The sequence below is a fragment of the Streptomyces sp. CRN 30 genome (genome assembly GCF_034105845.1).
This window is the reverse complement of record NZ_JAVRHI010000105.1, coordinates 23,140-48,289: the sequence shown is the minus strand read 5'-3', so window position 1 is coordinate 48,289 and position 25,150 is coordinate 23,140. Positions and strand designations below refer to the sequence as shown.

Annotated in this window: 30 protein-coding genes; 16 read left to right on the top strand and 14 right to left on the bottom strand. The window is 74.7% G+C overall.

Annotated elements, in window-relative coordinates; translation table 11 throughout:
• Positions 1–125 precede the first annotated feature (125 nt).
• Positions 126–770 carry a peptide deformylase gene (locus UW392_RS10175; protein ID WP_320774590.1) on the top strand — a complete coding sequence of 215 codons (645 nt, stop codon included), beginning with the start codon at positions 126–128 and terminating at the stop codon, positions 768–770.
• Between the two features lie 199 nt (positions 771–969).
• Here the strand turns inward: UW392_RS10175 and UW392_RS10170 are convergent, their stop codons facing one another.
• Positions 970–2,400: an NAD(P)/FAD-dependent oxidoreductase gene (locus UW392_RS10170; RefSeq protein ID WP_320774589.1), complete on the bottom strand. Its 1,431-nt coding sequence runs from the start codon at positions 2,398–2,400 to the stop codon at positions 970–972.
• Between the two features lie 120 nt (positions 2,401–2,520).
• Here UW392_RS10170 and trxA point away from each other — a divergent pair, with 120 nt between their 5' ends.
• The gene (gene trxA / locus UW392_RS10165) at positions 2,521–2,913 is read left to right on the top strand and encodes a thioredoxin (protein ID WP_320774588.1); all 393 of its coding nucleotides are present in this window, start codon (positions 2,521–2,523) and stop codon (positions 2,911–2,913) included.
• A 29-nt stretch (positions 2,914–2,942) separates the two neighbouring features.
• Here the strand turns inward: trxA and UW392_RS10160 are convergent, their stop codons facing one another.
• Together UW392_RS10160 and UW392_RS10155 are read right to left on the bottom strand one after the other, a co-directional pair.
• Positions 2,943–3,977 carry a LacI family DNA-binding transcriptional regulator gene (locus tag UW392_RS10160; RefSeq protein ID WP_320774587.1) on the bottom strand — a complete coding sequence of 345 codons (1,035 nt, stop codon included), beginning with the start codon at positions 3,975–3,977 and terminating at the stop codon, positions 2,943–2,945.
• Positions 3,978–4,092: 115 nt separating this feature from the next.
• Positions 4,093–4,776, bottom strand: coding sequence for a helix-turn-helix domain-containing protein (locus UW392_RS10155; protein WP_320774586.1), 684 nt, complete (start codon positions 4,774–4,776; stop codon positions 4,093–4,095).
• 118 nt (positions 4,777–4,894) lie between these two features.
• On the opposite strand from UW392_RS10155, the gene UW392_RS10150 reads away from it, so the two are divergent.
• A complete protein-coding gene (locus tag UW392_RS10150) occupies positions 4,895–5,458 on the top strand; it encodes an NAD(P)H-dependent oxidoreductase (RefSeq protein ID WP_320774585.1) in 564 nt (187 codons plus the stop codon).
• 140 nt (positions 5,459–5,598) lie between these two features.
• Here UW392_RS10150 and UW392_RS10145 read toward each other — a convergent pair whose 3' ends face one another.
• A complete protein-coding gene (locus tag UW392_RS10145) occupies positions 5,599–6,504 on the bottom strand; it encodes a LysR family transcriptional regulator (protein ID WP_320774584.1) in 906 nt (301 codons plus the stop codon).
• Between the two features lie 201 nt (positions 6,505–6,705).
• Between UW392_RS10145 and UW392_RS10140 the strand changes: the two genes are divergently transcribed.
• From UW392_RS10140 to UW392_RS10125, 4 genes are all read left to right on the top strand, one after another.
• Positions 6,706–6,924 (top strand): hypothetical protein, encoded by a 219-nt coding sequence (locus UW392_RS10140; RefSeq protein ID WP_320774583.1) that lies wholly within the window; start codon positions 6,706–6,708, stop codon positions 6,922–6,924.
• Between the two features lie 88 nt (positions 6,925–7,012).
• A complete protein-coding gene (locus tag UW392_RS10135; protein WP_320774582.1) occupies positions 7,013–7,987 on the top strand; it encodes an alpha/beta hydrolase in 975 nt (324 codons plus the stop codon).
• A 200-nt stretch (positions 7,988–8,187) separates the two neighbouring features.
• On the top strand, positions 8,188–9,405 hold the full coding sequence (locus UW392_RS10130; protein WP_320774581.1) for a polysaccharide pyruvyl transferase family protein: 1,218 nt from the start codon (positions 8,188–8,190) through the stop codon (positions 9,403–9,405).
• A complete protein-coding gene (locus UW392_RS10125) occupies positions 9,306–9,896 on the top strand; it encodes an FAD-dependent oxidoreductase (protein WP_320774580.1) in 591 nt (196 codons plus the stop codon). Before UW392_RS10130 ends, UW392_RS10125 begins: the two co-directional genes overlap by 100 nt.
• Here the strand turns inward: UW392_RS10125 and UW392_RS10120 are convergent.
• The 5 genes from UW392_RS10120 to UW392_RS10100 all read right to left on the bottom strand — a co-directional run bounded on the left by UW392_RS10120 (position 9,838) and on the right by UW392_RS10100 (position 13,471).
• On the bottom strand, positions 9,838–10,143 hold the full coding sequence (locus UW392_RS10120; RefSeq protein WP_320774579.1) for a DUF6343 family protein: 306 nt from the start codon (positions 10,141–10,143) through the stop codon (positions 9,838–9,840). The two genes, UW392_RS10125 and UW392_RS10120, sit on opposite strands and share 59 nt — an antisense overlap.
• Positions 10,140–10,526 (bottom strand): CBS domain-containing protein, encoded by a 387-nt coding sequence (locus UW392_RS10115; protein WP_320774578.1) that lies wholly within the window; start codon positions 10,524–10,526, stop codon positions 10,140–10,142. The genes UW392_RS10120 and UW392_RS10115 overlap by 4 nt, the downstream gene beginning before the upstream one ends.
• Before the next feature lie 83 nt (positions 10,527–10,609).
• Positions 10,610–11,671 carry a maleylacetate reductase gene (locus UW392_RS10110; protein ID WP_320774577.1) on the bottom strand — a complete coding sequence of 354 codons (1,062 nt, stop codon included), beginning with the start codon at positions 11,669–11,671 and terminating at the stop codon, positions 10,610–10,612.
• Between the two features lies 1 nt (position 11,672).
• Positions 11,673–12,569: a dioxygenase gene (locus tag UW392_RS10105; RefSeq protein ID WP_320774576.1), complete on the bottom strand. Its 897-nt coding sequence runs from the start codon at positions 12,567–12,569 to the stop codon at positions 11,673–11,675.
• Positions 12,570–12,688: 119 nt separating this feature from the next.
• Positions 12,689–13,471, bottom strand: a complete 783-nt coding sequence (locus UW392_RS10100; protein ID WP_320774575.1) for an IclR family transcriptional regulator — start codon at positions 13,469–13,471, stop codon at positions 12,689–12,691.
• Between the two features lie 119 nt (positions 13,472–13,590).
• Here UW392_RS10100 and UW392_RS10095 point away from each other — a divergent pair, with 119 nt between their 5' ends.
• From UW392_RS10095 to UW392_RS10065, 7 genes are read left to right on the top strand one after another with little or no spacing between them, the layout of a single operon-like run.
• A complete protein-coding gene (locus tag UW392_RS10095; protein ID WP_414495875.1) occupies positions 13,591–14,763 on the top strand; it encodes a cupin domain-containing protein in 1,173 nt (390 codons plus the stop codon).
• Positions 14,760–15,599: a fumarylacetoacetate hydrolase family protein gene (locus tag UW392_RS10090; RefSeq protein ID WP_320774574.1), complete on the top strand. Its 840-nt coding sequence runs from the start codon at positions 14,760–14,762 to the stop codon at positions 15,597–15,599. The genes UW392_RS10095 and UW392_RS10090 overlap by 4 nt, the downstream gene beginning before the upstream one ends.
• On the top strand, positions 15,599–16,318 hold the full coding sequence (locus UW392_RS10085) for a maleylpyruvate isomerase family mycothiol-dependent enzyme (RefSeq protein WP_320774573.1): 720 nt from the start codon (positions 15,599–15,601) through the stop codon (positions 16,316–16,318). Before UW392_RS10090 ends, UW392_RS10085 begins: the two co-directional genes overlap by 1 nt.
• 52 nt (positions 16,319–16,370) lie before the next feature.
• The gene (locus UW392_RS10080) at positions 16,371–17,714 is read left to right on the top strand and encodes an FAD-dependent oxidoreductase (protein WP_320774572.1); all 1,344 of its coding nucleotides are present in this window, start codon (positions 16,371–16,373) and stop codon (positions 17,712–17,714) included.
• Positions 17,711–18,919, top strand: a complete 1,209-nt coding sequence (locus UW392_RS10075) for a thiolase family protein (protein ID WP_320774571.1) — start codon at positions 17,711–17,713, stop codon at positions 18,917–18,919. Before UW392_RS10080 ends, UW392_RS10075 begins: the two co-directional genes overlap by 4 nt.
• Complete coding sequence (locus tag UW392_RS10070) at positions 18,916–19,608, top strand: 3-oxoacid CoA-transferase subunit A (RefSeq protein ID WP_320774570.1); 693 nt, start codon at positions 18,916–18,918, stop codon at positions 19,606–19,608. Before UW392_RS10075 ends, UW392_RS10070 begins: the two co-directional genes overlap by 4 nt.
• Positions 19,608–20,261, top strand: a complete 654-nt coding sequence (locus tag UW392_RS10065; RefSeq protein ID WP_320774569.1) for a 3-oxoacid CoA-transferase subunit B — start codon at positions 19,608–19,610, stop codon at positions 20,259–20,261. Before UW392_RS10070 ends, UW392_RS10065 begins: the two co-directional genes overlap by 1 nt.
• Positions 20,262–20,297: 36 nt before the next feature.
• On the opposite strand, the gene UW392_RS10060 is transcribed toward UW392_RS10065, so the two are convergent.
• Positions 20,298–20,735: a VOC family protein gene (locus UW392_RS10060; RefSeq protein WP_320774568.1), complete on the bottom strand. Its 438-nt coding sequence runs from the start codon at positions 20,733–20,735 to the stop codon at positions 20,298–20,300.
• A 148-nt stretch (positions 20,736–20,883) separates the two neighbouring features.
• On the opposite strand from UW392_RS10060, the gene UW392_RS10055 reads away from it, so the two are divergent.
• Complete coding sequence (locus tag UW392_RS10055) at positions 20,884–21,522, top strand: LysE family translocator (protein ID WP_320774567.1); 639 nt, start codon at positions 20,884–20,886, stop codon at positions 21,520–21,522.
• A 17-nt stretch (positions 21,523–21,539) separates the two neighbouring features.
• Here the strand turns inward: UW392_RS10055 and UW392_RS10050 are convergent, their stop codons facing one another.
• From UW392_RS10050 to UW392_RS10040, 3 genes are read right to left on the bottom strand one after another with little or no spacing between them, the layout of a single operon-like run.
• On the bottom strand, positions 21,540–21,965 hold the full coding sequence (locus UW392_RS10050) for a PPOX class F420-dependent oxidoreductase (RefSeq protein WP_320774566.1): 426 nt from the start codon (positions 21,963–21,965) through the stop codon (positions 21,540–21,542).
• A gap of 33 nt (positions 21,966–21,998) precedes the next feature.
• Positions 21,999–22,946: an NAD(P)-dependent oxidoreductase gene (locus tag UW392_RS10045; RefSeq protein ID WP_320774565.1), complete on the bottom strand. Its 948-nt coding sequence runs from the start codon at positions 22,944–22,946 to the stop codon at positions 21,999–22,001.
• A gap of 43 nt (positions 22,947–22,989) precedes the next feature.
• Positions 22,990–23,529, bottom strand: coding sequence for an SRPBCC domain-containing protein (locus tag UW392_RS10040; RefSeq protein WP_320774564.1), 540 nt, complete (start codon positions 23,527–23,529; stop codon positions 22,990–22,992).
• Positions 23,530–23,712: 183 nt separating this feature from the next.
• Between UW392_RS10040 and UW392_RS10035 the strand changes: the two genes are divergently transcribed.
• Positions 23,713–24,159 (top strand): type II toxin-antitoxin system PemK/MazF family toxin, encoded by a 447-nt coding sequence (locus UW392_RS10035; RefSeq protein ID WP_320774563.1) that lies wholly within the window; start codon positions 23,713–23,715, stop codon positions 24,157–24,159.
• Here UW392_RS10035 and UW392_RS10030 read toward each other — a convergent pair.
• A complete protein-coding gene (locus tag UW392_RS10030) occupies positions 24,144–24,968 on the bottom strand; it encodes a TIGR02452 family protein (protein ID WP_320774562.1) in 825 nt (274 codons plus the stop codon). The two genes, UW392_RS10035 and UW392_RS10030, sit on opposite strands and share 16 nt — an antisense overlap.
• Between the last annotated feature and the right edge of the window lie 182 nt (positions 24,969–25,150).

Below are 25,150 nucleotides of genomic sequence, written 5' to 3'. Positions count from 1 at the left end.
GGGCGTCGTGGGGCGTGGCGCTCCAGTGGTCGGACGCGGGGTGTCCGGGGTTCCCGGCCGGCTATGTGACCTGCGTCACCCAGGAGTCGGCCGGTGCGACGGGGCGGCCGTGGCATTCTGGCGCGATGGGAATCGGGGCCGGTCGCACACCATTCGCCGAGCAGGTCGAGTCGCTGCTGTCCGCCGGGGGGCCGTTGCCGATCGTGGCGGCCGGTGATCCGGTGCTGCGGCAGGGGGCCGAGCCGTTCGACGGGCAGCTGGAACCGGCGCTGCTGGCCCGGTTCGTGGAAACGCTGCGGCTCACGATGCGGGCGGCGCCGGGGGTGGGCCTCGCGGCCGTCCAGGTGGGGGTGGCGCTGCGGATCGCGGTGATCGAGGACCCGGCGCCGGTCCCGGACGAGGTGCGAGAGGCGCGGGGACGGGTGCCGCAGCCGTTCCGGGTGCTGGTCAACCCGGTGTACGAGCCGGTCGGCGACGCGCGGGCCGCGTTCTTCGAGGGGTGCCTGAGCGTGCCGGGATGGCAGGCGGTGGTGTCACGGCACGCGGCGGTACGACTGACGGGTGCGGACGAGCACGGCCGCGCGCTGGACGAGGAGTTCCGCGGGTGGCCCGCCCGCATCGTGCAGCACGAGACGGACCACCTGGACGGCACGCTCTACCTCGACAGCGCCGAGCCGCGCTCCCTGTCCTCGAACCGGGCGATGACGGAACGCTGGGGCCAGCCGACGCCGGACCGAGCGGCGGAAGCACTGGGGTTCTCACTGGACTGAGACCCGCCCGGCGGGACCGTGTCCCACCGGGCGGGTGCCCGGTGGCCGGGGCGGATGCCCGGTGGCCAGGGCGAGCGCCCGGAGGCCGACACCCCCGCGCCGCCCCACGACCGCGCCTCACGCGTCGCGGACCGCGCCTCACGCGTCGCGGTACGGCCGCGCCTCACCCGTCCCGGTACGACCGTGCCTCACGCGTGCCTCACGCGTCGCGGTACGCCTCCAGCAGCCGCAGCCACACCTCGCTGATCGTCGGGTACGACGGGACGGCGTGCCACAGGCGGCTGAGGGGGACCCGGCCGGCGACGGCGATCGTCGCCGCGTGGATCATCTCGCCGACGCCGGGGCCGACGAAGGTCACCCCGCGGACGATCTCGTCCTCCAGGTCCACGACCATCCGGGCGCGACCCTTGTAGCCGTCCGCGTAGAGGCCGGCGCCGGCCACCGTGGACAGGTCCACGTCGACGGCGCGGACCCGGTGCCCGGCCTGTTCCGCCTCGGCCAGGGTGAGGCCGGCCGAGGCCGCCTCCGGGTCGGTGAAGACGACCTGCGGGACGGCGCCGTGGTCGGCGGTCGCGGCGTGCGCGCCCCACTCCCCCGCGTCGAGGTCGGTTCCGCCGGCGCGCGCGGCGATCGCGGCGCCCGCGATCCGCGCCTGGTACTTGCCCTGGTGGGTGAGGAGCGCCCGGTGGTTGACGTCACCGACGGCGTACAGCCAGTCGTGCCCGGTGACCCGCAGGCTGTCGTCGGTCTCCAGCCAGGAGCCCGGCTCCAGGCCGACGCTCTCCAGGCCGATGTCGTCGGTGCGCGGCGCGCGTCCGGTGGCGAAGAGGATCTCGTCCGCCTCGATCCGCTCCCCGCCGTCGGTGACGGCCACGACCGTGCCGTCCTCCCGGCCGACGGACGCCACGGAGGTGCCCGTACGCACGTCCGCGCCGGCCTCGGTGAGCGCCTCGGCGACCAGTTCCCCGGCGAACGGCTCCATCCGCTCCAGCAGCCCCCCGCCCCGGACGAGCACGGTGACCCGCGAGCCGAGCGCCTGCCAGGCCGTGGCCATCTCCACGGCCACCACTCCCCCGCCGACCACGATCAGCCGTCCCGGCACCTTCTGGGCGCTGGTGGCCTCGCGGCTGGTCCAGGGCCGTACGTCGGCGAGCCCCGGCAGCGGGGGCAGGGCGGCGCGGCTGCCGGTGCAGACGGCGACGGCCTGCCGGGCGGTGAGGACCCGCCGCTCTCCGTCGGGCCCGGTCACCTCCACGGTGCGCGGGCCGGTCAGCCGCCCCTGGCCACGGTACAGGTCGACGCCGATGCTCTCGACCCACTGGACCTGGCCGTCGTCCTTCCAGTTAGAGGTGTAGTAGTCGCGGTGGGCCAGGACCGCGGGAGCGTCGAGCGGCCCCTGTACCGCCCCGCTCAGTCCGGGGGTGCGGCGGGCGTCCGCCTGGGCGATGACCGGGCGCAGCAGGGCCTTGCTGGGCATGCACGCCCAATAGGAGCACTCACCGCCGACCAGTTCGCTCTCCACGATCGCGGTGGTCAGTCCGGCCGCCCGGGTGCGGTCGGCGACGTTCTCGCCGACCGGCCCGGCACCGATCACCACGACGTCGTACACGTTGGATTCCGTTTCCGTCATGACCTCAGTCTGGTGGGTGGTGTGCGCCGGGGCCACATGGGTACGTGCGCGGAATACCCACCCGGCCGGTGCTGTTCGCACGGACGGCCACCGCCCGCGATACGGAAGAGGGATCACGTCATGAGCGCCAGCACAGTGGAGCTGACCAAGGAGAACTTCGACCGGACGGTCACGGACAACGAATTCGTCCTGATCGATTTCTGGGCGTCCTGGTGCGGACCGTGCCGGCAGTTCGCCCCGGTCTACGAGAAGGCCGCGGAGGACAATCCCGACCTCGTCTTCGGCAAGGTGGACACCGAGGCCCAGCCCGAGCTGGCCGCGGCCTTCGGTATCCAGTCCATTCCCACGCTGATGATCGTCCGGGACCAGGTCGCCGTGTTCGCGCAGCCGGGCGCGCTGCCCGAGTCCGCCCTGACGGACGTGATCGGGCAGGCCCGGAAGCTGGACATGGACGAGGTCCGCAAGGCCGTCGCCGAGCAGCAGGCCCAGGCGGAGCAGAACGGCCAGCAGTAGGTGGACGACGGTGGCGGGGGCGGTGGGGCTCAGCTCGAATCGCGGTGCACCACCGACACCCCCAGCACCACCCGCCGCTCGGGAGCGGCACCGGGATCGCGCACCGCGCGGTCGACGAGCGCGGCCAGCTCGCGTCCGGACGGCAGTTCGAGACGCACGGTGCTCAGCCGCGGCCGCAGCAGCCGCCCCAGCATCAGGTCGTCGGCGCCGACGACCGCCGTCCGCGCGGGGATGCGGACGCCCCGGTCCTGGAGGGCGCGGGAGAGCAGCATGGCGTACTCGTCGTTGTACGCGAAGACGGCGTCCAGCCGCAGCGTGTCCCAGCGGGCGGCGAGCCGTCCGGCGGACTCCTCCTCGTAGGAGAGCGGCAGTTCGGTCAGGGTCGCGCCGGTGCCGCGCAGGGCGCGGCGGACCCCTTCGAGGCGCGGCAGCGAGAACGTCTCCAGGCCGGGTTCCTCCGGCATGACGACGCCGATGCGGCGGCGCCCCCGGTCGTGCAGGTGCCGGGCCGCGCCGTGGCCGACGGCCTCGTGGTCCATGATCAGCGCATGGGCGCCTTCGACGGCTTCCGGCCCGAAGGTCACCACCGCGCGTGCGCCGGAGCGCCGGAGCACCTCCACACCGCCCGGACCGAGGCCGGGGCCGGGGACCAGCACGGCGATCGGCCGTAACTCGGCCCAGGCGCGGGCGGCCGCGTCGCCGTAGGGGCCGGCGCCGCCGCCGTACTGCACGACGGTGTAGTCGAGGCGGCCGAGCGCCCCCTGGAGTTCGCCGACGAAGCGGCTGTAGAGCGGTCCCGCGGGGAAGACGGGCGCGGGCATGACGACGGTACGGCTGTGCCCGGCGCGCAGGCTGCGGGCGGCCGCGTGGGGGACGTAGCCGAGTTGTTCGGCGGCCTGCCGGACCCGGACGCGGGTGGGTTCGCTGATCCGGACGGCGCGGGTGTTGTTGAGGACGTAGGAGACGGTCGCGCGCGAGACGCCGGCGAGGCGGGCCACATCGGCGCTCGTGGGCACGGGGCGGGGCGCCGGGGAGGACGCGGGTTTCTCTGGTATCTGCACCATGACGTACGGCATCTTGGCAGAGCCCCCGAGCGGCCGGCCGACCGGGGACCGGTAGTCCGGATCGGACCAAGTCACGTCCGCTGCAAGGAAGTTGACGGAGCGACAGATTCCTCGGCTACTCCGTCGGCGCCGTGCCGGTGGTGCGGGCGACCAGGTCCAGCCAGGCCGCCTCGAGGCGGGCCAGGGGCAGTCCGCACTGCACGGTCAGATGGTGGACGAGCGCCGGGTCGAGGGAGGACATCAGGGTGTGCGCGAGCAGTTCGCTGTCGGCGTCCGGGACCGCCTGGCGCAGCAGCAGCGCCACGTGGGTGCGGTGGAAGCGGCGGGGCGCGACGGTGTAGCGGCGGTCGGGTGCGGGCTCGGCGGCGAGCTGCAGCTCCAGTTCGTCGCGGGTGCGGCGGAGCAGGGCGCTGCCGAAGGCCCGCAGCCGCTCCACGGCGGGCGCTCCGGGGCCCAGCGGCGGCGGGCCGCTGAGCAGCGCGGCCTGGAACTTGCGCTCCGAGTGGTCGAGGAGGGCCGTCAGCAGGCCGGTGCGGTCGCCGAAGCGACGGAAGACGGTCCCCTTGCCGACCTGTGCGGCCGCCGCCACCGCCTCCATGGTGAGGCCCGCCGCGCCGTGCTCGGCAACCAGGCGCGCGGCGGCCTCCAGGAGCCGGGCGCGGTTGCGGGCCGCGTCGGCGCGCAGGCAGGGCTCGTCCGCCGGTCCGGCGGTGCCGAGCTGCAGCAGCTCGGGCGGTTCGACCGGCTCCGGGGGCTTCGGGAAGGGCAGCTTCGAGAAGGGTGGGAGAGCGGCGGACATGTCGTCAGCGTAAAGCATCGGGAAGAAAACTGGACCGCGGTCCGCTTAAGGTGTTACAACTTTAAACGGACCTCGGTCCGGATCGTTTCCGCAGTGTTTCAGCGCCTGGAGTTCACCCATGTCAGTTCGCATCCTCGCCCTCGTCGGCAGCCTCCGTGCCGGTTCGCACAACCGCCAGCTCGCCGAGGCGGCAGGCAAGCTCGCCCCGGAGGGCGCCGAGGTGCAGATCTTCGAGGGCCTGGCCGAGATCCCCTTCTACAACGAGGACGTCGACGTCGAGGGCAGCGTCCCGGCCGCCGCCGCCCGGCTGCGTGAGGCCGCGCAGGCCGCCGACGCCTTCCTGCTGCTGTCGCCGGAGTACAACGGCACGATGACGGCCGTCCTGAAGAACGCCATCGACTGGCTGTCCCGTCCGTTCGGCGCCGGCGCCTTCGGCGGCAAGCCCGTCGCCGTCATCGGCACCGCCTTCGGCCAGTACGGCGGCGTGTGGGCGCAGGACGACACCCGCAAGTCCGTGGGCATCGCCGGCGGCAAGGTGATCGAGGAGCTGAAGCTGTCCATCCCGGGTTCGGTGACCCGCTTCGCCGAGCTGCACCCGGTGGACGACTCCGAGGTCGCCGGTCAGCTGACCGAGGTCGTCGCGCGCCTGCACGAGCACGCCGGCGAGATCACGGCCGCCTGAGCGGTCCCCTCTCCCTCGGCCCGCGGGGCCGGAACCCGACCGACCGGGTTCCGGCCCCGCGGTCGTACCGCCGTGCATCACCGCCGAGCGCCGTCGTACGTGGATTCCGGCGCCGTCGTACGTGGATTCCGGCGAGCCGCTCAGGTGACCACGGCGGAGGCCAGGTCGCGGAGTTCCGCCAGGGCCGCGGCGACCGCCGGGCGGCGGTGGGCGCCGCGCCGGGTGCAGGTCAGCAGCTTGCGGTGCGGGCGGTCCGCGCAGGGCAGCCGGGTGATCGGCAGGTGCGGGGTGAGGTGGGCGAGGCGCGGGATCAGCGCGACGCCCAGGCCGTGCGCGACGAGATGGGCGGTCACGTCCCAGTCGTGCGCGTGGTGGACGACGTCCGGGGCGAAACCGGCGGCGCCGCACGCCGACATCACCTGAAGCCGGCAGGGGCTCTCGGGCACGGGCGCGATCCAGGTCTCCCGCGCCGCCTCCCCCAGGTGCACGCTCTCCCGCGCGGCGAGCGGATGACCGTCCGGGACGACCAGGTCGAACGGGTCGTCCAGCAGCGGCCGCTGATCGAAGCGGGCGTCCGCCATCGACGGGTTCTGCGGAGTGGCCTCCACCACCGCGAGATCCGCCTCCCCCTCGAAGAGCAGGTCGAAGCTCTCCGGCACGACCGCCTCCCGGATGCGCACGGCCAGCCGGGGATGGCGGTCGCGCAGCCGGGCCGCCAGCGGGGCGAGCAGCACCGAGACCGCCACCGGGAACCCGATCACCTGGAGCGGGCCGGCCGGCGCCCCCTCCTCCGCGCGGAGGTCCCGTTCGGCCTCCTCCCAGCGGGCCTGGATGGCGTCGGCGTGCGTGAGCAGGCTCTCCGCGGCCGTGGTGAGCCGCACCCCGCGGCCCTGCGGCTCCAGCAGGTCGACGCCGAGGTCCCGGGCGAGCTGCCGGATCTGCTGCGAGGCGGCGGACGGCGTGAAGTGCAGGGCGCGGGCGGCGGCGGTGACCGTGCCGTAGTGGGCGACCGCCCGCAGGACGTGCAGCCGACGCAGGTCGATCATGAGAGCCCCCCTCGTGCGTGACGCGTGCTCCTCACGCGATCCGCACTGTTAAGTCCACGCTTCACGGTGCCGTGCACAAAGTCAACCTGGACGTGAACGGTGGTCGCGCCGCACCCTGGTCCATGTCGCGACGATCAGTCAGTCATCATGGTCGTCATGGCCATGCCGGTCATTCCGGCCGTTCACCGACAAGGAGCCGCCATGTCCAGCACGACCGGTGCCCTCTGCCCGCACTGCGGGTGGCCGGACGGTGCCGAGCCCTACCAGGTGGTGTCGCGACACCCCACGGCCACCGGGCACACGCTGTGGTCCCGCTGCGCCTGCGGCTCGCTGCAGATGCGGGTCGCCGACGAGCGCGGCACCCGGGTCGTCTCCCGCGGCGGCCCGGCGGCGGCCCACCCGGGCCCGCCAGTGCGCTGACGGGGACGGGGACGGGGACGGCGGAGCGTGCGCGTGGAGCGGGCGGACGGGGTAGGAGTGCCCACGTGCACGCGTGTGAGGGAGAACGATGACCGACGCCCCGCCCCCGTTCGATCCGGAGCTGACCGCCGCGCTCGGCCGGCTCGGACCCGACTCCGGTCCGGGACTCGCCGCGCGGGACATTCCCGGCCACCGGGCCGTCGGCCGGGAACTGGCCGCCGCGCTGGACCCGACGCTGGGCGGGGCGTTCGCGGCGGAGGACCGCCGGGTGCCGGGGCCGCCCGGCGGACCGGACCTCTCCGTGCTCGTCTGCCGTCCCCTCGCCCCGCCCGTCCCCGGGCCGCTGCCCGTCCTGTACCACGTGCACGGCGGCGGCATGGTCGTCGGCACCAACCGGGCCGGCCTGGACGAGCCGCTCGGGTGGGCGCGGGAGCTGGGCGCGGTCGTGGTCTCGGTGGAGTACCGGCTGGCACCCGAGCACCCGCACCCCGCTCCCGTGGAGGACGTCTACGCCGGCCTGCTGTGGACCGCCGGACACGCGGCGGAGCTGGGCGGGGCCCCGGAGCGGGTGGTGACGGTGGGGACGAGCGCCGGCGGCGGGCTGTGCGCCGCGGTGGGGCTGCTCGCCCGGGACCGGGGCGGGCCCCGGGCGGCCGGTCAGATGCTGCTGTCCCCGATGCTCGACGACCGGGACGACACTCCCTCCGCCCGCCAGATGGAGGGGCGCGGCACCTGGGACCGGTCCGCCAACGAGACGGCGTGGACGGCGCTGCTGGGTGAGCGGAAGGGCGGCCCCGACGTGCCGCCGTACGCGGCCCCGGCCCGCGCCACCGACCTCTCCGGGCTGCCCCCGGCCTTCCTCGACGTCGGCTCCGCGGAGACCTTCCGCGACGAGACCGTCGCCTACGCCTCCCGCCTCTGGCGCTCCGGCGGCGTCGCGGAACTCCACGTGTGGCCCGGCGGCTACCACGGCTTCGACGCCATGGCCCCCACGGCGTCCCTCTCCCGCACGGCCCGCGCGAGCCGCCTCGACTGGCTGAGACGGCTGATGGCGGGGTGGTGACCGGGGTGATGACGGGGGTGGTGACGGGGGTGGTGGCCGGGACGGGACGCCGGCCCCCGGCGGACTTTCCGGTCAAGACGGGTGAAACAGGTTGTTTCCGGGTGGGTGGTGCGGGCAACCCGGGTGCCTGCGCAGGCCCGCCCGCCTGAGCACGGACACGGCCGGCGGTCCGGCCGCCCCGAAGCGACGGGAGCCCCCGGATGACCTCAAGCCCTTCGCGTCCGCAGCCCGCCCGGCCCGGCCCCCGCATCGGCGTGCTCGGCTCCTACGGCGGTTTCAACACCGGCGACGAGGCGATCCTCACCTGCGTCCTCGGCTGTCTGCGCGCCCACCGGCCGGACGCGCACCTCGTCGTCCTCAGCCGGAACGCCGAGCACACCCGCGCCCACCACCCCGGCGCCGACGAGGTGGTCGACTGGGAGGGCGTCAGCCGCCGCCGCGTCCTGGACGTACTGACCCACCTGGACCTGCTGGTCCTGGGCGGCGGCGGCATCCTCTTCGACGGCGAGGCCCGCCGCTACCTGCGGCTGGTCCGCGCCGCGCAGGACCGGTCCGTGCCCACCTTCGCCTACGCCATCGGCGCCGGCCCGCTGCGGGAGGCCGACGACCGGGAGGCGGTACGCACCGTGCTGGCCGACATGGACGACGTCGTGGTGCGCGACGAGGAGTCCCGGCTGGTCCTTGAGGAGGTCGGCCTGGAACGCGAGGTCACCGTCACCGCGGACCCGGCGCTGCTGCTGGAGCCCGAGCCGTTCACCGAGTCGATGATGCGCGACGAGGGCGTGCCCACCGGCGCCCGGCTGGTGGGGATGTCCGTGCGCGAACCGGGCCGGGCGGCCGAGAAGCTCGACGAGAGCGACTACCACGCGCTGCTCGCCACGGTCGCGGACTTCCTGGTGCGGCGCCTGGACGCGCACGTGCTGTTCCTGCCGATGGAGCGGCACGACGTACGGCACGCGCACGCCGTGCTGTCGCACATGACCGCGCCGGACAAGGGCCGCATCCTGCACGGCGCCTACAGCCCCGGGCAGGTCCTCGGGCTCATGCGCCACCTGGACCTCGCGGTCGGCATGCGGCTGCACTTCGTCATCTTCGCGGCGCTGACCGGCGTACCGGTGCTGCCGCTGCCGTACTCGGGGAAGGTCTTCGACTTCGCGCGGCGGCTCGGCGCGCCCGCCCTGGTGGGGGTGGCGCGGGAGCAGGCCGGGCTGCTGCTGGCGGAGGTCGACCGGCTCTGGGACGAGTACCCGCGGCGCGAGGAGGACCTGCGGTCGCGGATGCGGGAGCTGTCGGCGGCGGCCCGGGAGACCTGCGTGCGGTGCGGTTCGCTGCTCGACGCGGTGGACGGCGCGCGGGGCGCGGAACGGGCCGGGCAGCCCCCCGCCGCATCCGCGTCCCACCACCCGCTGCGGGTCTGACCGGCCCGGACCCCGGTCCCCGACCACCTCCGCGGCCCCCGATCGCTTCCGCTTGCCGAGGAGAGCGTGATGCCCGTCCTGCGAGAGCCCGGCGAACCCCGTACCGTCACCCTGCCGCCGCCGCGGAGGCCGGTGCCGACGTGGTGCTGGTGGAGCGGTACGGGTTCCTCGGCGGCAACGCGACGGCGGCGCTCGTGATGCCGCTGATGTCGTTCCACAACGAGCACAGGCAGGCGGCGTTCACCGACGCGGGGGACGCCCCGTCCGCCACGGCGACGGTCCGCGGGGTGTGCCGTACCGGTCGGAGCCGTCCGGGGGTGGGTGAGCGAGGTGGTTCGTCCGCGGCGCCGCGGTGGCCGTTCGCGCAGTTCCCCGCGCCCCTTGAAGGGGCGCGGGGAACTGCGCGAGCAACCACGACGGGTGCGCGCCGCGTCACCTGCGGGAGGCCGTCAGACGGCGGTGCACCACCGCCAGATCCGCCGCCGCGATGACGGCGAGCGCCGCGCACGCCGCGGCCAGGGCGATCAGGACGTCACGGTCGGGACGGTCACCGGGTGTCCAGCGGGCCGCCCCGACCGCGAACCCCGCCGCGCCCAGCGCGAAGAGCGGCAGGAACACCGCCGCCAGCACGCGGCGCAGCCGCAGCGGGCTCCGCGCGGTGCGCGGCTCGGTACCGGCGCGGTCCCGCACGGGCGGACGTGCCGCCCGGGTCGAGCCGTGGGCGTGGTGGGCGCTCATGCCGCCGCCTCCCCGAGGAGATCGGCGGCACCGACGACACCGACCGGCGCGCCGTCCGGCTCGACGACCGGAAGGCGGCGGACGGAGTAGCGCCGCATGAGTTCGGCCGCCCGGTCGGTGGTGTCGTGCGGGGCCAGCGCCACGACGGCAGGCGGCGGGCACACGGAGCCGACCCGCGTGCGGTCGGGGTCGTGGCCGCCGGCGACGGCGCGCAGGACGATGTCCCGGGCGGTGAGCACGCCGAAGAGGTCACGTTCGTAGGCGACGAGGACGTCCGTGGCGTCCAGTTCGCGCATCAGCGCGGCCGCCCGGGTCACGGTGGTCATGGGCTCGACGGTGGCCGTCGAGGGCGACATCACGTCGCGGACGGTGCGGTTGGTCATGGCGCCTCCAGGGCGCTGCGGGTACGGGGTTCCTGGGCCGCGTAGCCCGCATCGCCGGCGGTAAACCGGCGGTCAGGGGGCGCTCAGGAGCCCAGCCACGCCCCTTCCAGCAACCGCGCGACCGCGTCGGCCTCCACCGGGCGCGGCGCGGGGTGGGGCCGGGCGGCGACGCGCTCGGCGACGTCCCGCAGTCTCTCGCGGGGGACGCCCAGCGCGGCGAGGGTGGTCGGGCCGTCGTGCGCGCGGGCGATCCGGGCGGTCACGGCGGCGGGGTCGGCGCCGCCGGTGACGCGCCGCAGCCGCGCGTCCGCCTTCGGCGCGGACGGCAGGGTGAACGCCATGACGTGCGGCAGCAGCAGCGCGTGCAGTTCGGCGTGCGGCAGCCCGAAGGTCCCGCCCAGGGCGTGGGCCAGCCGGTGGTGGAGGCCCATGCTGGTCCCGGCGAGGCAGAGCCCGGCCAGCCAGGCCGCCTCCTGGAGGCGCGTCCGGCCGGCGAGGCCGGCCGGGCGGGCGAGCACGGCGGGCAGCGCGTCGAGGATTCCGGCGGCCGCCTCGGTGGCGAGGGCGTCGCTCACGGCGGTCGCGTCCGGCGCCCACAGCGCCTCGACCGCGTGGGCCAGCGCGTTCAGGGCGCTGGTACGGGTCAGGCCCGGCGGCATCGTCAGGGTCAGCTCGGGGTCGTACACCACCGTGCCCGGGACGAGGGAGCGGTCGCGGCGGGTGGTCTTCACGCCGTTCTCGGTCTCGCCGAGGACGGGGGTCACCTCGGACCCGGCGTAGGTGGTGGGGACGGCGAGCTGCGGCAGGCCGGTGCGCGCGGCCAGCGCCTTGGCGAGCCCGACGGCCGAGCCGCCGCCGAGCGCCACCACGGCGTCGGCGCGGGTGTCGCGCACGGTCCGCATCGCCTCGTCGGTCACGGCCACCGGCGTGTGCGCGGCCGGGCGGCCGAAGCGTCCCGCCAGCCGGCCGGCGAGCCGGGCGGCGAGGTCGTCCGCCGCGGTCTTCGCCGAATTGGTGGAGATCAGCAGGACCCGCCGGGCGCCGAGCCGTTCGGCCTCCTCGGGGACGCGGTGCCGGGCGCCCGGACCGGTCAGTACGCGGGACGGGTACGTCTCGTGGACGCTCACGCCGTCGTCGGCGGTCATCTCAGCCCTCCCGGCGGACGGTGACGGGGAAGTCGACGTGCCGGAAGGGGTTGGGCAGGCCGTGCTCGGCGGCCCGCTCCGCGTCGTCCACCTCGGCGAACTCCCTCACCAGGCTCTCCTTCACCCCGAACACGGCGTCGGAGTCCAGGTGGGGCGAGCCGGCCACGAAGAGGTGGGTGGTGAGCGTGACGACGCCGGGGGCGCTCACCTCGACGTGGAGGTGCGCCGCCCGGTAGGGGTGGCGTCCGGTGGCCGCGAGCAGTCCGCCCACGGGGCCGTCCGTGGGGACGGGGTAGTAGCGCGGTACGACGCTGCGGAACCGGAACCGGCCGTCGCCGTCGGCGGTGAACAGGCCGCGCAGGTTGCGCTCGGGGACCTCGCCGGGGCGCTGCACGTCGTAGAAGCCGTCGGCGTCGGCCTGCCACACGTCGATCCGGGCGCCGGCCACCGGTCTGCCGTCGCCGTCGGTGACCCGGCCGGTGACCAGGCACGGGTCACCGCCGCGGGCCGCCTCGTCGATGGTGTCGCCGAGCGCGCGCGGCGGTGACGCCACCAGGTGGAAGGGGCCTTCGACGGTCGACTCGGTGTACGCGCCGTCCGCCGGGTGGGCGAGCGTGTCGACCAGCATGGACACCCCGAGGACGTCGGAGAGCAGGACGAACTCCTGCCGGACGGCGTCGCACTTCTGGCCGGTCCGGGTCAGGAAGTCCACGCCCGCCGCCCACTCCTCGGGGGTCAGTCCGACCTCCTTGACGAAGGCGTGGGTGTGCCGGACCAGGGAGGTGAGCAGCTCTCTCAGCCGCGGGTCGGCGGTGCCGGCCAGGGAGGCGGCGACGATCTCGCCGGATCGCGCCGCGTCGAACGCGCCGGGGGCGGTGGCGGCTGGGTGCTCGGTCATGTCGGCTCCTCCCGGTGCGGCCAGGGACGCCGCCATTGCTTCCCTCCCACCGCCGGACGAAACGACGTCGGCGTCCCGCGTCCCGCGCCCCGCTCCCCACGCCCCGCGCCCCGCGCCCGTCACCCGTCACCCCCGGCCGTCAGGTCCCCCTCCACCCCGCGTGCCGCCGCCTCCAGCGTGCTCACCAGTTCCCGCAGCCGGCGCGGCTCGTACCGCACGCTCGGCATCGACACCGACAGTCCCGCCACCGCCGCGCCGTCCCGGCCGTGGACCGGCACGCCCACGGCCACCAGGCCCCGCTCGGAGCGTTCCCGGTTGACGGCGAAGCCGCTGCGGCGGACCCGGGACAGCTCGCGGCGGAGCACGGCGGGGTCGGGCCGGTCGTCGGGCCGGTCGGCGTGGCGCTCGGGGGCGTAGACGTCGTCCAGTTCCGCCGGGTCGAGGTCGGCGAGGAGGAGCAGCCCGGCCGTGGTGCGGTGGGCGGGGAAGACCATGCCCTCGCGGGAGCCGACCCGCAGCGCCCGGGTCGACTCGACGCTGGCGATGAACCGGGCGGTGTCGCGGGTGCGCACCGTGAGGTTGGCCGTCTCGTCGATCAGGTCGACGACCCGGTGCAGATGGGGCAGCGCGGCGGCCCGCAGCCGGGAGACCTGCGAGCGGGAGTACGCCGCCAGTTCCAGGACGGGTCCCGCGTGGTAGACGCGGTGGTCGTCCTGGACGGCGAAGTCCCGGTAGACCAGCATCGCCAGCAGCCGGTGGGCGGTGGAGCGGGCCACGCCGAGGCGCTCGGCGATCTGCGAGACGGTCTGCCCGCCCTCCAGCTGGAGCAGGGTCGCGGCACGCAGGGCGTGGTCGACGCTGGCGATGGCGTAGGGCGGCGGGTTCTTCAGCGGTTTGTCCACGGGGGTCTCTCTACGGGTGTCTCTCCGACTGTGACGCCGACTGTGACGCCGACTGTGACGTGATTCTGCACTCCAGAATTTACATGTCCGCCCTGCGGACGCGGGAGCACGCTGAGCGCGTGACTTCCTCCATCGCTCAAGACACTGTCGCGGGCTCCCCCGTCCGGCTGAAGGCCGTATCGGCGGCGGACCAGCCCGAGGTCACCCCGGCGCTCGAAGAGCTGTACCGGGGCTTCGAGAAGGAACTGCTCGTCCCGCTGTGGACCGAGATCGGCGACCTGATGCCCGCCCACCCGCGCTCCCGTGCCGTGCCGCACGTGTGGCGCTGGGAGCGGCTGCGCGAACTGGCCGACCGGGCGGGGCACATCGTGCCGGTCGGCCGGGGCGGCGAACGCCGCGCGATCGCGCTGGCCAACCCCTCGCTCGGCGGCCGGCCGTTCGCGACGCCGACGCTGTGGGCGGCGATCCAGTACCTGATGCCCGGCGAGGACGCGCCCGAGCACCGGCACACCCAGCACGCGTTCCGCTTCGTCGTCGAGGGCGAGGGCGTGTGGACGGTCGTCGGCCGGGACCCGGTGGCGATGCGCCGCGGCGACTTCCTGCCGCAGGCCGGCTGGAACATGCACGCCCACCACAACGCCACGGCCGAGCCGATGGCCTGGATCGACGGTCTGGACATCCCGTTCCAGTACACCTCGGAGGCGCAGTTCTTCGAGTTCGGCCGGGACGAGATCAGCGACGCCGAGCGGATCACGCCGGAGCGGTCGCGGGCGGAGCGGCTGTGGGGCCACCCGGGGCTGCGCCCGGTCTCCGCCGCCCCCGGCTCCACCGGTCCGGGCTCGCCGCTCCTCGCCTACCGCTGGGCCCACACCGACCGGGCACTCGCCGACCAGCTGGCGCTGGAGGCCGAGGGCTTCGCGGGGACCGTCGAGCACGGTCACGCCGCCGTCCGGTTCAGCGACCCGGCGACCGGCGCCGACGTGCTGCCGACGATCCGCGCCGAGATGCACCGGGTGGCGCGCGGCACCGAGACCGCGCCGGTCAAGGAGACCGGTTCCTCCGTCTACCAGGTCTTCGACGGCTCCGGCACGGTCACCGTCGGCGAGCGGTCCTGGTCCGTGACGCGCGGCGACCTGTTCACGGTGCCGTCCTGGGAGCCGTTCTCGGTGCGCTCCGAGGCGGGCGCGACCGACTCCGACTCCGGCGCGCTGGACCTGTTCCGGTTCAGCGACTCCCCGATCTTCGAGGCGCTCCGTCTCGACCGTACCCATGTGGAAGGAACCACCCGATGAAGCTCGCCACCCTCCGTGTCGACGGCGCGACCCGTGCCGTGAGGCTCGACGGCGACGTCCTGGTCGACCTCGGCGCCCCCGACCTCGGTGCCCTGCTGGCCGAGGAGGGCTGGGCCGGGCGGGCCGCCGCGGCGACGGGGACGGCGTACCCGCTGGCGGGCGCGGACTTCGCGCCGGTCGTGCCGCGGCCGTCCAAGGTGGTGTGCGTCGGCCTCAACTACCGCAACCACATCCAGGAGATGGGCCGGGACCTGCCCGAACACCCCACCCTGTTCGCGAAGTTCGCGGACTCCCTGATCGGCGCGGGTGACGACATCCAGCGCCCGGTGGAGACCGAGAAGTTCGACTGGGAGGTCGAGCTGGCCGTCGTCGTCGGCGCCCCGGTGCGCCGGGCCCGGGGCGAGGAGGCCGAGCGGGCCATCGCCGGGTTCACCGTGCTGAACGACATCACCTGCCGGGACTGGCAGTTCCGCACCCGGGAGTGGCTCCAGGGCAAGATGTGGGACTCCTCCACCCCCCTCGGCCCGTTCCTGGTCACCCCGGACGAGCTGCCCGGCGGGGTCCGACCCGCCCTCGACGTCACGCTGAGCGTCGACGGCGAGGTCATGCAGTCGGACTCCACCGGTGACCTGCTGTTCGACCCGGTCGACCTGGTCGAGTACGTCTCCACCGTCGTCCGCCTCAACCCGGGCGACATCATCGCCACCGGCACGCCCGGCGGTGTGGGCCACGCCCGGAAGCCGGAGCGGTACCTGCTGGGCGGCGAGACGGTCGTCACCGAGATCGAGGGCATCGGCCGCCTGGAGAACAAGGTCGTCGAGGAGAAGTCCGCCTGATGACCGCCACGCCCTCCCGTACGTTCGAGGAAGCGCGCGACTGGGCGCGGCTCGGTACCGCCCTGCTGATCGGGGCGGCCGACGCCGACGCCGCGGTGCTGGACGCGCCGAGCCTCCTGCCCGGCTGGACCCGGGGGCACGTCGTCGCGCACGTCGCGGCCAACGCCGACGCGCTCGGCAACCTGGTGCACTGGGCCGCGACCGGCGAGAAGACCCCGATGTACGCCTCCCCCGAGGAGCGCGCGGAGGGGATCGCCAGGGGCGCGGTGCTGTCCGCCGCCGAGCTGACGGCGTGGCTGCGCGAGTCGGCCGCGAAGCTGGAGGCGGCGACGGCCGCGCTGGACGCCGGAGCGTGGGCGGCCGAGGTCGTCACCGCGCAGGGCCGGACCGTGCCCGCCACGGAGCTGCCCTGGATGCGCTCGCGCGAGGTCTGCGTGCACGCCGTCGACCTGGGCCGGGGCGTGTCCTTCGCCGACCTGCCGGACCGGTTCCTGGCCGCGCTCTGCGACGACGTCGCGGCCAGGCGGGCCGCCGCCCCCGGCCCGGCCGCGGTGCTGGTCCCGACGGACGCCGAGGTCCGCTGGGAGCTGCCCGGCACCGGCGACCCGGTGGAGGTGACCGGCCCGCTGCACGAACTGACGGCGTATCTGACCGGCCGGCCCGCCTGGCCCACGACCCGCTACGGCGCGCCGGTGCCGGAACTCGGCCCCTGGCTCTGACCTCCCCCTCCGTCCGGCTCCGCGCTCAAGGAAGAGACTCAAGGAAGAGACGATGAAACCTGCACAGCCCTCCACCTCGGACACCCCCGACGTCATCGTCGTCGGCGGCGGTATCGGTGGTCTCAGCACCGCGTTCGCCCTGGCCCGGGAGGGCCTGCGGGTACGCGTCCTGGAGCGGGCCAAGGAGTTCGGGGAGGTCGGCGCCGGCATCCAGATCGCGCCCAACTGCACCCGCATCCTGCACGAGTACGGTCTGCTGGACGAGGCCAAGAGCCTCGGTGTGCTCCCCGAGAACATGGTGATGCGCGACGCGCTCGACGCGCGCGAGCTGACCCGTCTCGACCTCGCGGACCTGGAACGGCAGTACGGCTTCCCGTACATGGTGATCCACCGCAGTGATCTGCACGGCATCTTCCTGCGCGCCTGCCGCGCGGCCGGGGTGGAGCTGGTCAACGACCAGGCGGTCACCGGGTACGAGCAGACCGACGGCGGGGCCCGGGTGCGGCTGGCGGACGGCCGCACCGAAGAGGCGCCGCTGGTGATCGCCGCGGACGGGCTGCACTCGGTGGCCCGCCGGGACCTGATCGGCGACGACGTGGTCAGCTCGGAGTACGTCGCCTACCGGGCGGCCGTCCCGATCGACGCGGTGCGGGGACACGGCGTCGCGGAGAAGGACGTCACCGTGTACGTCGGCCCGCGCTGCCACTTCGTCCAGTACGCGCTGCGCGGCGGCGACATGTTCAACCAGGTCGCCGTCTTCCGGTCGCCGAAGGCGTCGGCGGGGCGGGATGACTGGGGCACACCGGACGAACTGGATGCGGCGTTCGAGGCGACCTGCGACACCGTGCGCAAGGGCGTCCCGCTGATGTGGCGGGACCGCTGGTGGCAGATGCTCGACCGGGACCCGGTGGAGAACTGGGTGCACGGGCGGATCGCGCTGCTCGGCGACGCCGCGCACCCGCCGCTCCAGTACATGGCGCAGGGCGCGATCATGGCGATCGAGGACGGCTGGGTGCTGGCCCGGCACGTCGCCCGGCTCCGCGCCGAGGGCGGCCTGGACTGGGACGCCGCGCTGGCCGCGTACGAGGCGGTCCGGGTGGAGCACTGCCGCCGGGTGCAGACCACGGCCCGCGCCTGGGGCGAGCTGTGGCACCTGGAGGGCGGGGAGCGGCTGCGGCGCAACGCGGTCCTGCGCGAGGTGGACCCGTACGGCTACGCGTTCACGGACTGGGTGTACGGGCCGACCGCGCTGTTCCCGGACGAGGAACCCGCGATGTTCGCTCCCGTCCCGCTGGCGTCCGCCCGGCTCGACGAGCCGTCCGCCGCCGACACGCCGGCCACCGCCGACGCGCCCTCCGTCGCCGACGCGCCCTCCGCCGCCGGGAGCGCCCGGTGAGCGAGGCGTATCTGTACGCGGCGGTCCGTACGCCGTTCGGGCGGTTCAACGGCGCGCTGGCCGGTGTCCGCCCGGACGACCTGGCCGCCACCGCCCTGACCGGTGTGCTGGCCGAGGCCCCCGGTCTCGACCCGGCCGCCGTCGGCGACGTGGTGTGGGGCAACGCCAACGGCGCCGGGGAGGACAACCGCAACGTCGGCCGGATGGCCGTGTTGCTGGCCGGACTGCCGGTGAGCGTGCCCGCGACCACCGTGAACCGGCTCTGCGGTTCGGGTCTGGACGCGGCGATGACCGCCTCGCGCACGCTGGAGTCCGGCGACGCGGACGTGGTCGTCGCGGGCGGCGTGGAGTCGATGACCCGCGCGCCGTGGGTGCTGCCCAAGTCCGACCGGCCGTTCCCGGCGGGGAACGTCACCGCCGTGTCGACGACCCTCGGCTGGCGGCTGGTCAATGAGGCGATGCCCGCCGAGTGGACGGTGTCGCTCGGCGAGAGCAACGAGCTGCTGCGGGAGCGGTTCGACATCTCCCGGGACCGGCAGGACGAGTTCGCGGTCCGCTCCCACAAGCTGGCCGCCGCGGCCTGGGACACCGGCTTCTACGACGGCCTGGTGGTGCCGGTGGCCGGACTCGACCGGGACGAGGGCATCCGTCCCGGCACCAGCATGGACAGGCTGGCGGCGCTGAAGCCGTCGTTCCGGCCCGACGGCACGATCACCGCGGGCAACGCCTCACCACTGAGCGACGGTGCCGCCGCGCTGCTGCTCGGGACCGGGGCGGCGGCCGACCGCATCGGCCTGGAACCGCTCGCCCGGATCGCGGGGCGCGGCGCGCACGCCGTGGAGCCGCCGATGTTCGGATACGCGCCCGTCGAGGCGGCCGAACGGGCCCTGGGCCGGGCCGGGATCGGCTGGGGCGACGTGGGCGCGGTCGAGCTGAACGAGGCGTTCGCGGTGCAGTCGCTGGCCTGTGTGGACGCCTGGGGGATCGACCCGGAGATCGTGAACACGCGCGGCGGCGCGCTGGCGATCGGGCATCCGCTGGGCGCCTCGGGCGGCCGGCTGCTCGGCACCCTCGCCAAGGTGCTGCGCGAACGCCGGGAGCGCTGGGGCGTGGCGGCGATCTGCATCGGCGTCGGCCAGGCGCTGGCGGTCGTCCTGGAGAACGTCACGAACGAGGTGGACCGAGGGATGTGGACCCGAGCATGACGACGACCTTCGCCGACAGCGCCGACGAGGCGGTGGCCGGCATCGCGGACGGCTCGACCGTCCTGGTCGGCGGGTTCGGCCTGGCCGGCATGCCGTTCGAGCTGATCGACGCGCTGATCCGGCAGGGCGCGGGCGACCTGACCGTCGTGTCGAACAACGCCGGCAACGGCGACGTGGGCCTGGCCGCGCTGCTGAGGGCGGGCCGGGTCCGCAAGGTGGTCTGCTCCTTCCCGCGGCAGAGCGACAGTCACGTCTTCGACGGGCTGTACCGCGCGGGAAAGGTGGAGCTGGAGGTGGTCCCGCAGGGCAGTCTCGCCGAGCGGATGCGGGCGGCCGGCGCGGGCATCGGCGCGTTCTACTGCCCGACGGGCGTCGGCACGCCGCTCGCCGAGGGCAAGGAGACCCGGGTCATCGACGGGCGGACGTACGTCCTGGAGTACCCGATCAAGGGTGACGTGGCGCTGATCTCGGCCGACCGCTCCGACGGCATGGGCAACCTTGTCTACCGCAAGACGGCGCGGAACTTCGGTCCGGTCATGGCCACCGCCGCGACGACCGTGATCGCCCAGGTCACCGAGGTCGTGCCGACCGGTGGCCTGGACCCGGAGGCCGTGGTCACGCCCGGCATCTACGTCGACCGTGTCGTGCGGGCCGAGGCCCGCCGGCTGACCGTGCGGGGGGCCCGCTGATGAGCAGCGCACCGACCGAGCCCGCCCGGCTGGGCACCGACGCGCTCGCCGCGCGCATCGCCCGGGACATCCCGGCGGGTTCCTACGTCAACCTCGGCATCGGACAGCCGACCCGGATCGCCGACCACCTCGACGCCGGTGCGGGGATCGTCCTGCACACCGAGAACGGCATGCTCGGCATGGGCCCGGCCGCCACCGGCGACGGCGTCGACCCGGACCTCACCAACGCGGGCAAGGTCCCGGTGACGGAGCTGCCGGGGGCGGCGTACTTCCACCACGCCGACTCGTTCGCGATGATGCGCGGCGGCCACCTGGACGTGTGCGTGCTGGGCGCGTTCCAGGTATCCGGGGCGGGCGACCTGGCCAACTGGCACACCGGCGCCGCCGACGCGATCCCGGCCGTCGGCGGCGCGATGGACCTGGCGATCGGCGCCAAGCGGGTCTACGTGATGATGACGCTGTTCGCCCGCGACGGCACCGCCAAGCTGGTCCCGGAGTGCACCTGTCCGCTGACCGGCACGGGCTGCGTCTCCCGCGTCTACACCGACCACGGTGTCTTCGACACCGGCCCCGACGGGGTGCGGATACGGGAGACGTTCGGCATCACGCACGAGGAGCTGCGGGAGCGCCTGGCGGTGACGTTCCTGGACTGACCTGACCAGACCTGACCGGAGCCGGCCGGTCGCGGTTCAGGCGGGGTGCGTGGCGCCCGGGACCTCTTCGGTGACCCCGTTCAGCGGCGAGGCCGGGTCACTGCCGTACGGGCGGGTGAGGAGTTCCAGGGCGTGGCCCGCGGGGTCGCGGAAGTACACGCCGCGCCCTCCGTCGTTGCGGTTGATCCGGCCCGGGTGCCGGCCGTGCGGGTCGGCCTGGATCGCGATCCCGTCGTCGACGAGCCGGGTGAGGGCCGCGTCGAACACGTCCTCGGAGACGAGGAACGCGTAGTGCTGCACGGTGATGTCGGTGTCGACGGTGGCGAAGTCCAGGGTGACGCCGCCTTCGAGTTCCACGGGGAGGAAGGGTCCGGCCGGTGCGCCGACCTCGAGTCCGAGGAGCGCGGCGAGGAAACGGGCGGACTCCTCCCGGTCCCGGGAGTGGACGATGGTGTGGTTCAGTTCGACTGACACGGTCAATGCCTCCAGGGCATTCCCACGGCGCCTCCATGCCTCACCCTGCCGGTGACCGGCACGCGATGCCGCGGACAAGGAGTGTACGGGAAAGCCGTACCGCGTAAAGGCGTTGGAGCCGTCCGGCCCCGCGTGCTTGCATGGCCGCATGGTGTCCACCGACCGTCTGCTCGCCTTCGCGGCCCTGTCGGCGCTGATCGTCGTGGTGCCCGGTCCCAGTGTGCTCTTCGTGATCGGCAGGGCGCTGGCGCTGGGCCGCCGGGCCGCGCTGACCACGGTCCTCGGGAACACGTCCGGCGCCTGTGTCCTGGTCGGCGCCGTCGCCCTGGGCGTCGGGCCGGTCGTGGAGCGCTCGGTCGTGGCGTTCACCGTGCTGAAGCTCGCGGGCGCCGCGTACCTGGTGCACCTCGGGGTGCGGGCCTGGCGGGACCGGGGTTCGCTGCGGGCGGCGCTCGCCGTCCCGGCGGCGGCTCGCGAGGACCGGCGCACCTTCTGGGAGGGGTTCACGGTCGGGGTGACCAACCCCAAGACGATCGTCTTCTTCACGGCCGTGCTGCCGCAGTTCGTCGACCGCGGAGCGGGGGCCGCCGCCGGACAGCTGCTGCTGCTCGGGCTGGTCTTCAACGTGATCGCGGTGGCCTGCGACAGCGTCTGGGGGCTGCTGGCGGCCACCGCGCGGAGCTGGTTCGCCGGCTCGCCCCGCCGGCTGTCCGCGGTCGGCGGGGCGGGCGGCCTGACGATGATCGGCCTCGGCGTCACGGTGGCCGCGACCGGCCGCGAGGGCTGAGGACGAGGGCCGAGGAGCTAGCTGGACGCCTGGTCGCTGTCCTTGTGGGCGCCCCAGCCGTGCCAGCGCTCGACCTCGATGAGGGCGCTGACCCGGGAGCGCACCCGGTCGGGGTAGGCGTCGCCGGTGTAGTGGGTGGAGAGCCGGTCGATGTCCTTCAGGCCCTCGTCGTCGCGGGTCTCGACCACACGGCCGAGGAGCGTGACATGGGTGTACCAGTCGTCCTCGGCCAGGACGGTGAGGGTGACCCGGGGGTCGCGGCGCAGGTGCTTCAGACGGACACGGCCCTCGTCGAGGCTGATCAGGACCCGGCCGTCGTCCTCCCAGAGGTACCAGGTGGCGGTGGAGACGGGGGCGCCGTCCGAGCGGAGGGTCGCCATCACACACGGGTTGGGGCGGCGCAGCATCTCGACGGCGTCGGCGGGCAGCGGCGGCTTGGACATGCGAACTCCTTGATCGTTTATGGTGCTTCGAGGCTACTCGTCCCGGGCGGGCTTCTCGTCCCGGCCGGCCCTGGCGGGCCGCTCCTCCCGGACGTCGCCGCCGGCCTCGGGGAAGCTGGCGAAGTACGCCGCGGCCATGTCCTCGTCGCCGTGTCCCTGTGCGGCGGCGCGGGCCAGCCGCTCCGCCCCGGCGGCGGCCACGTCGAGGCGTACGCCGCCCCGTTCCCCGGCCTCGACGATCAGCCGGGCGTCCTTGGCGGCCGTACTGACGGCGAACTGCGCGGGGGTGAGCCTGCCTTCGCGGATCAGGGCGGCCTTGGCCCGCAGGTACCCCATGTCGAGTCCGCCGCCGGCGATGGCGTCGAAGAAGTGGTCGGGGTCGACGCCCAGCGCTCCGGCGAGGGCGAGTACCTCGCCGGTGGCGTTGGTGGCGGCGATGACCCAGCTGTTGGCGACGAGCTTCAGCCGGGTCGCGCTGCCGGCGGCGCCGTCCTCGCCGGTCCACACGGTGCGGGAGCCGACCGCGTCGAAGACCGGCGTCACCGCGGCGCGGGCGTCGGCCGGTCCGGCCGCGAGGACGAGCAGCTGTCCGGCCTCGGCGGGCTGCCGGGTGCCGAGCACCGGGGCGTCGAAGAAGACCAGGCCGTGGTCGCGGGCGAAGCCGGCCAGGTCGTCGAGGGCGGTGAGGCCGGCGGTGGTGGACTGGATCCAGGCGGTACCGGGCCGCAGGGCGGGCGCGGCCTCGCGCATGACGTCCAGGGCGGCGGGGCCGTCGTAGAGCATGGTCAGTACGGCGTCGGCGTCCTGGACCGCCTCCTCGGGGGTGCCGGCGACGCGGACGCCGTCGGCGGTGAGGGGTTCGGCCTTGGCGCGGGTGCGGTTCCAGGCCCGGACGGTGTGTCCGGCGCGGGCGAGGTTGCGCGCCATCGCGGCGCCCATGATGCCGGTGCCCAGGACGCTGACGGTGAGCTGTGCGGTCATGAGGTGATCCTCCTCGTCGGTCGGCCGTGTTCGGCGAGGGGAGTCAGCCTGCCACCCGGCCGCGGGCGGCGCGGACCAGCCCGTCCAGCCAGGACTGGTGGCCGTTGAGCATGGGGTTGGGGGTCTGCCCGGCGAGGTCGGCGGCGGGCTTGCCGAACTGCGACTCCTGGGTCAGGACGCGGACCCGGCCGCCGGGCAGGTCCTCCACCAGCCAGGCGTGCAGCACGTCGAGGCGCTCGTCCGGGCCGCCCTCCTGGAGCGCGGTCCACGACAGGCGGCCCGGGGTGCCGTCGCCGGGCTCCTCGCAGGCGATGACGTGCGCGTCGAGCGGCGGGAAGCCGAAGGTGCCGAAGCCGAAGCGGGTGCCCTCGGCCAACCGGGGGCCGCCGCCGTCCGGGAAGGAGATGTCGGAGACGTTGTCGTAGTACGACTCCCAGGCGGAGGTGTCGACGAGGAGCCGCCACACCCGGTCGGCGGTGAGGCCCTGGACGATCACCTCGTTCGAGACGAAGTTGTCGCCGGTTCCCGGCAGGTACTTCTCGGGCCAGTCGATGGCGTGCTGGGTGCTCTCTCCGGTGGCCATGGGTATCTCTCCTTCGTGCTCCTGGCTGCATGCTGGCCGCCCGCGCGGCGCGCTGCCACTCGGCGGTCCGTCCGACGGTAGGCCGGTGGCCATCGGCGTACCAATAGGAAGACCGATCGCTGCCATCGGAGCACCGATGAAGGAGTTGATCATGACCGGGGGGCGTCCCGTACGGTACGCCCCGTGACGACCTTCACCGATGAGAACGTCCCCGGCCGCCGGGGCCCCACCGCCACCACCGAGGCCGACGCCCGGTCGGTGGGCCGGGTACGCACCGAGTACTCCCCCGCGCACGACGGCGACCCCGACCCGGGCGAGATCGTCTGGACGTGGGTGCCCTACGAGGAGAACGACGGCCGGGGCAAGGACCGGCCCGTCCTCGTGGTCGCCCGCGAGGCGGCCGGGACCGTGCTCGCCGTGCAGCTCTCCAGCAAACGGCACGACGCCGACCGGGACTGGGTGCCGATCGGCAGCGGCCCGTGGGACCGTTCGGGGCGGGACTCGTGGGTGGACGTCGACCGGGTGCTGCGGCTGCACGAGGACGGGATGCGCCGGGAGGCGTGCGCGCTGGACCGGATGCGGTTCAACCTCGTGCGGCACCGGCTGCGGGAGCGCTACGGCTGGAGCTGAAGCTCGTCGAACGTCCGCTCGAAGGCAGTGCGGACCCCGGCCCCCGGGGTCCGGTCCAGGACCGCGAACGCCACGTGCGCGAACGCGGACGCGAACCGTCCGCCCGGCCCGAGCAGCGTCCGGAACGCCCCCGCCACCCGGGCGGGGTCGTTGCGGAAGACGCCGCAGCCCCACGCCCCGAGGACCAGGGTGCGGTGCCCGTGGGCCGCGGCCGTCTCCAGGACGCGCTCGGCGCGGACGGCCAGCGCGGACGGCAGCTCCGCGGCCCGCTCGGGCGCCGTGCGCAGCACCACCCCGGCGTTGGGCGCGGCGGCGGTGAGGAAGGCCGCGGTGAACGGCTCGTCCAGCAGGCGGCCCCGGTCGTCCCGGAAGACGGGCACGCCGGGCGAGTGGACGACGCGGTCGGAGTAGAACGGGTCGCGGTGGGCGCGGTGGTGGTCGTAGAAGTCCCGGGCCCGCAGCAGGCAGGTGTAGAGGGCGGAGGCCCGGCAGAGCGCCTCCTCCTGGGCCTGGGCACCGCCCAGGTAGCCGCCGCCGGGGTTGCGGGCCGAGGCGAAGTTCAGCACCGCGACGTCGCCGCCCAGACGGCGGGCCGCCTCCAGGCTGCTCTCGCCGGTCACCTCGAACGAGGTCCGCAGGGAGGGGAGGCCGACCGGGCCGACGGGCCCCGGACCGTGCGTCCGGGTGCCCGCGCGGGCCGCGTCGACGGCCTCCGCGATCCGTACCGCGCGACCGTCGGACGCGCGGTACGCCCCCGCGGCGACGATCTGTTCCGTCATCTGTGCGATGCCCCGCAGGCGCGCGCTCACGGCGCCACCCCCGTGGGTGCCGTGGCCGCGCGCCGTGCGGCCTCCCCCGTCGTGCTCATAGGTCCATCGTGGTCGATGCTGGTGTCGCGCCGCAACGCGGTTTCCGGCAGCGGAACGTCCCGGTATGTCCCCTTGTCCCGCGGCGCGTGAGGGTCTTGGGTGGGACGAGTGTGCCGACCCGG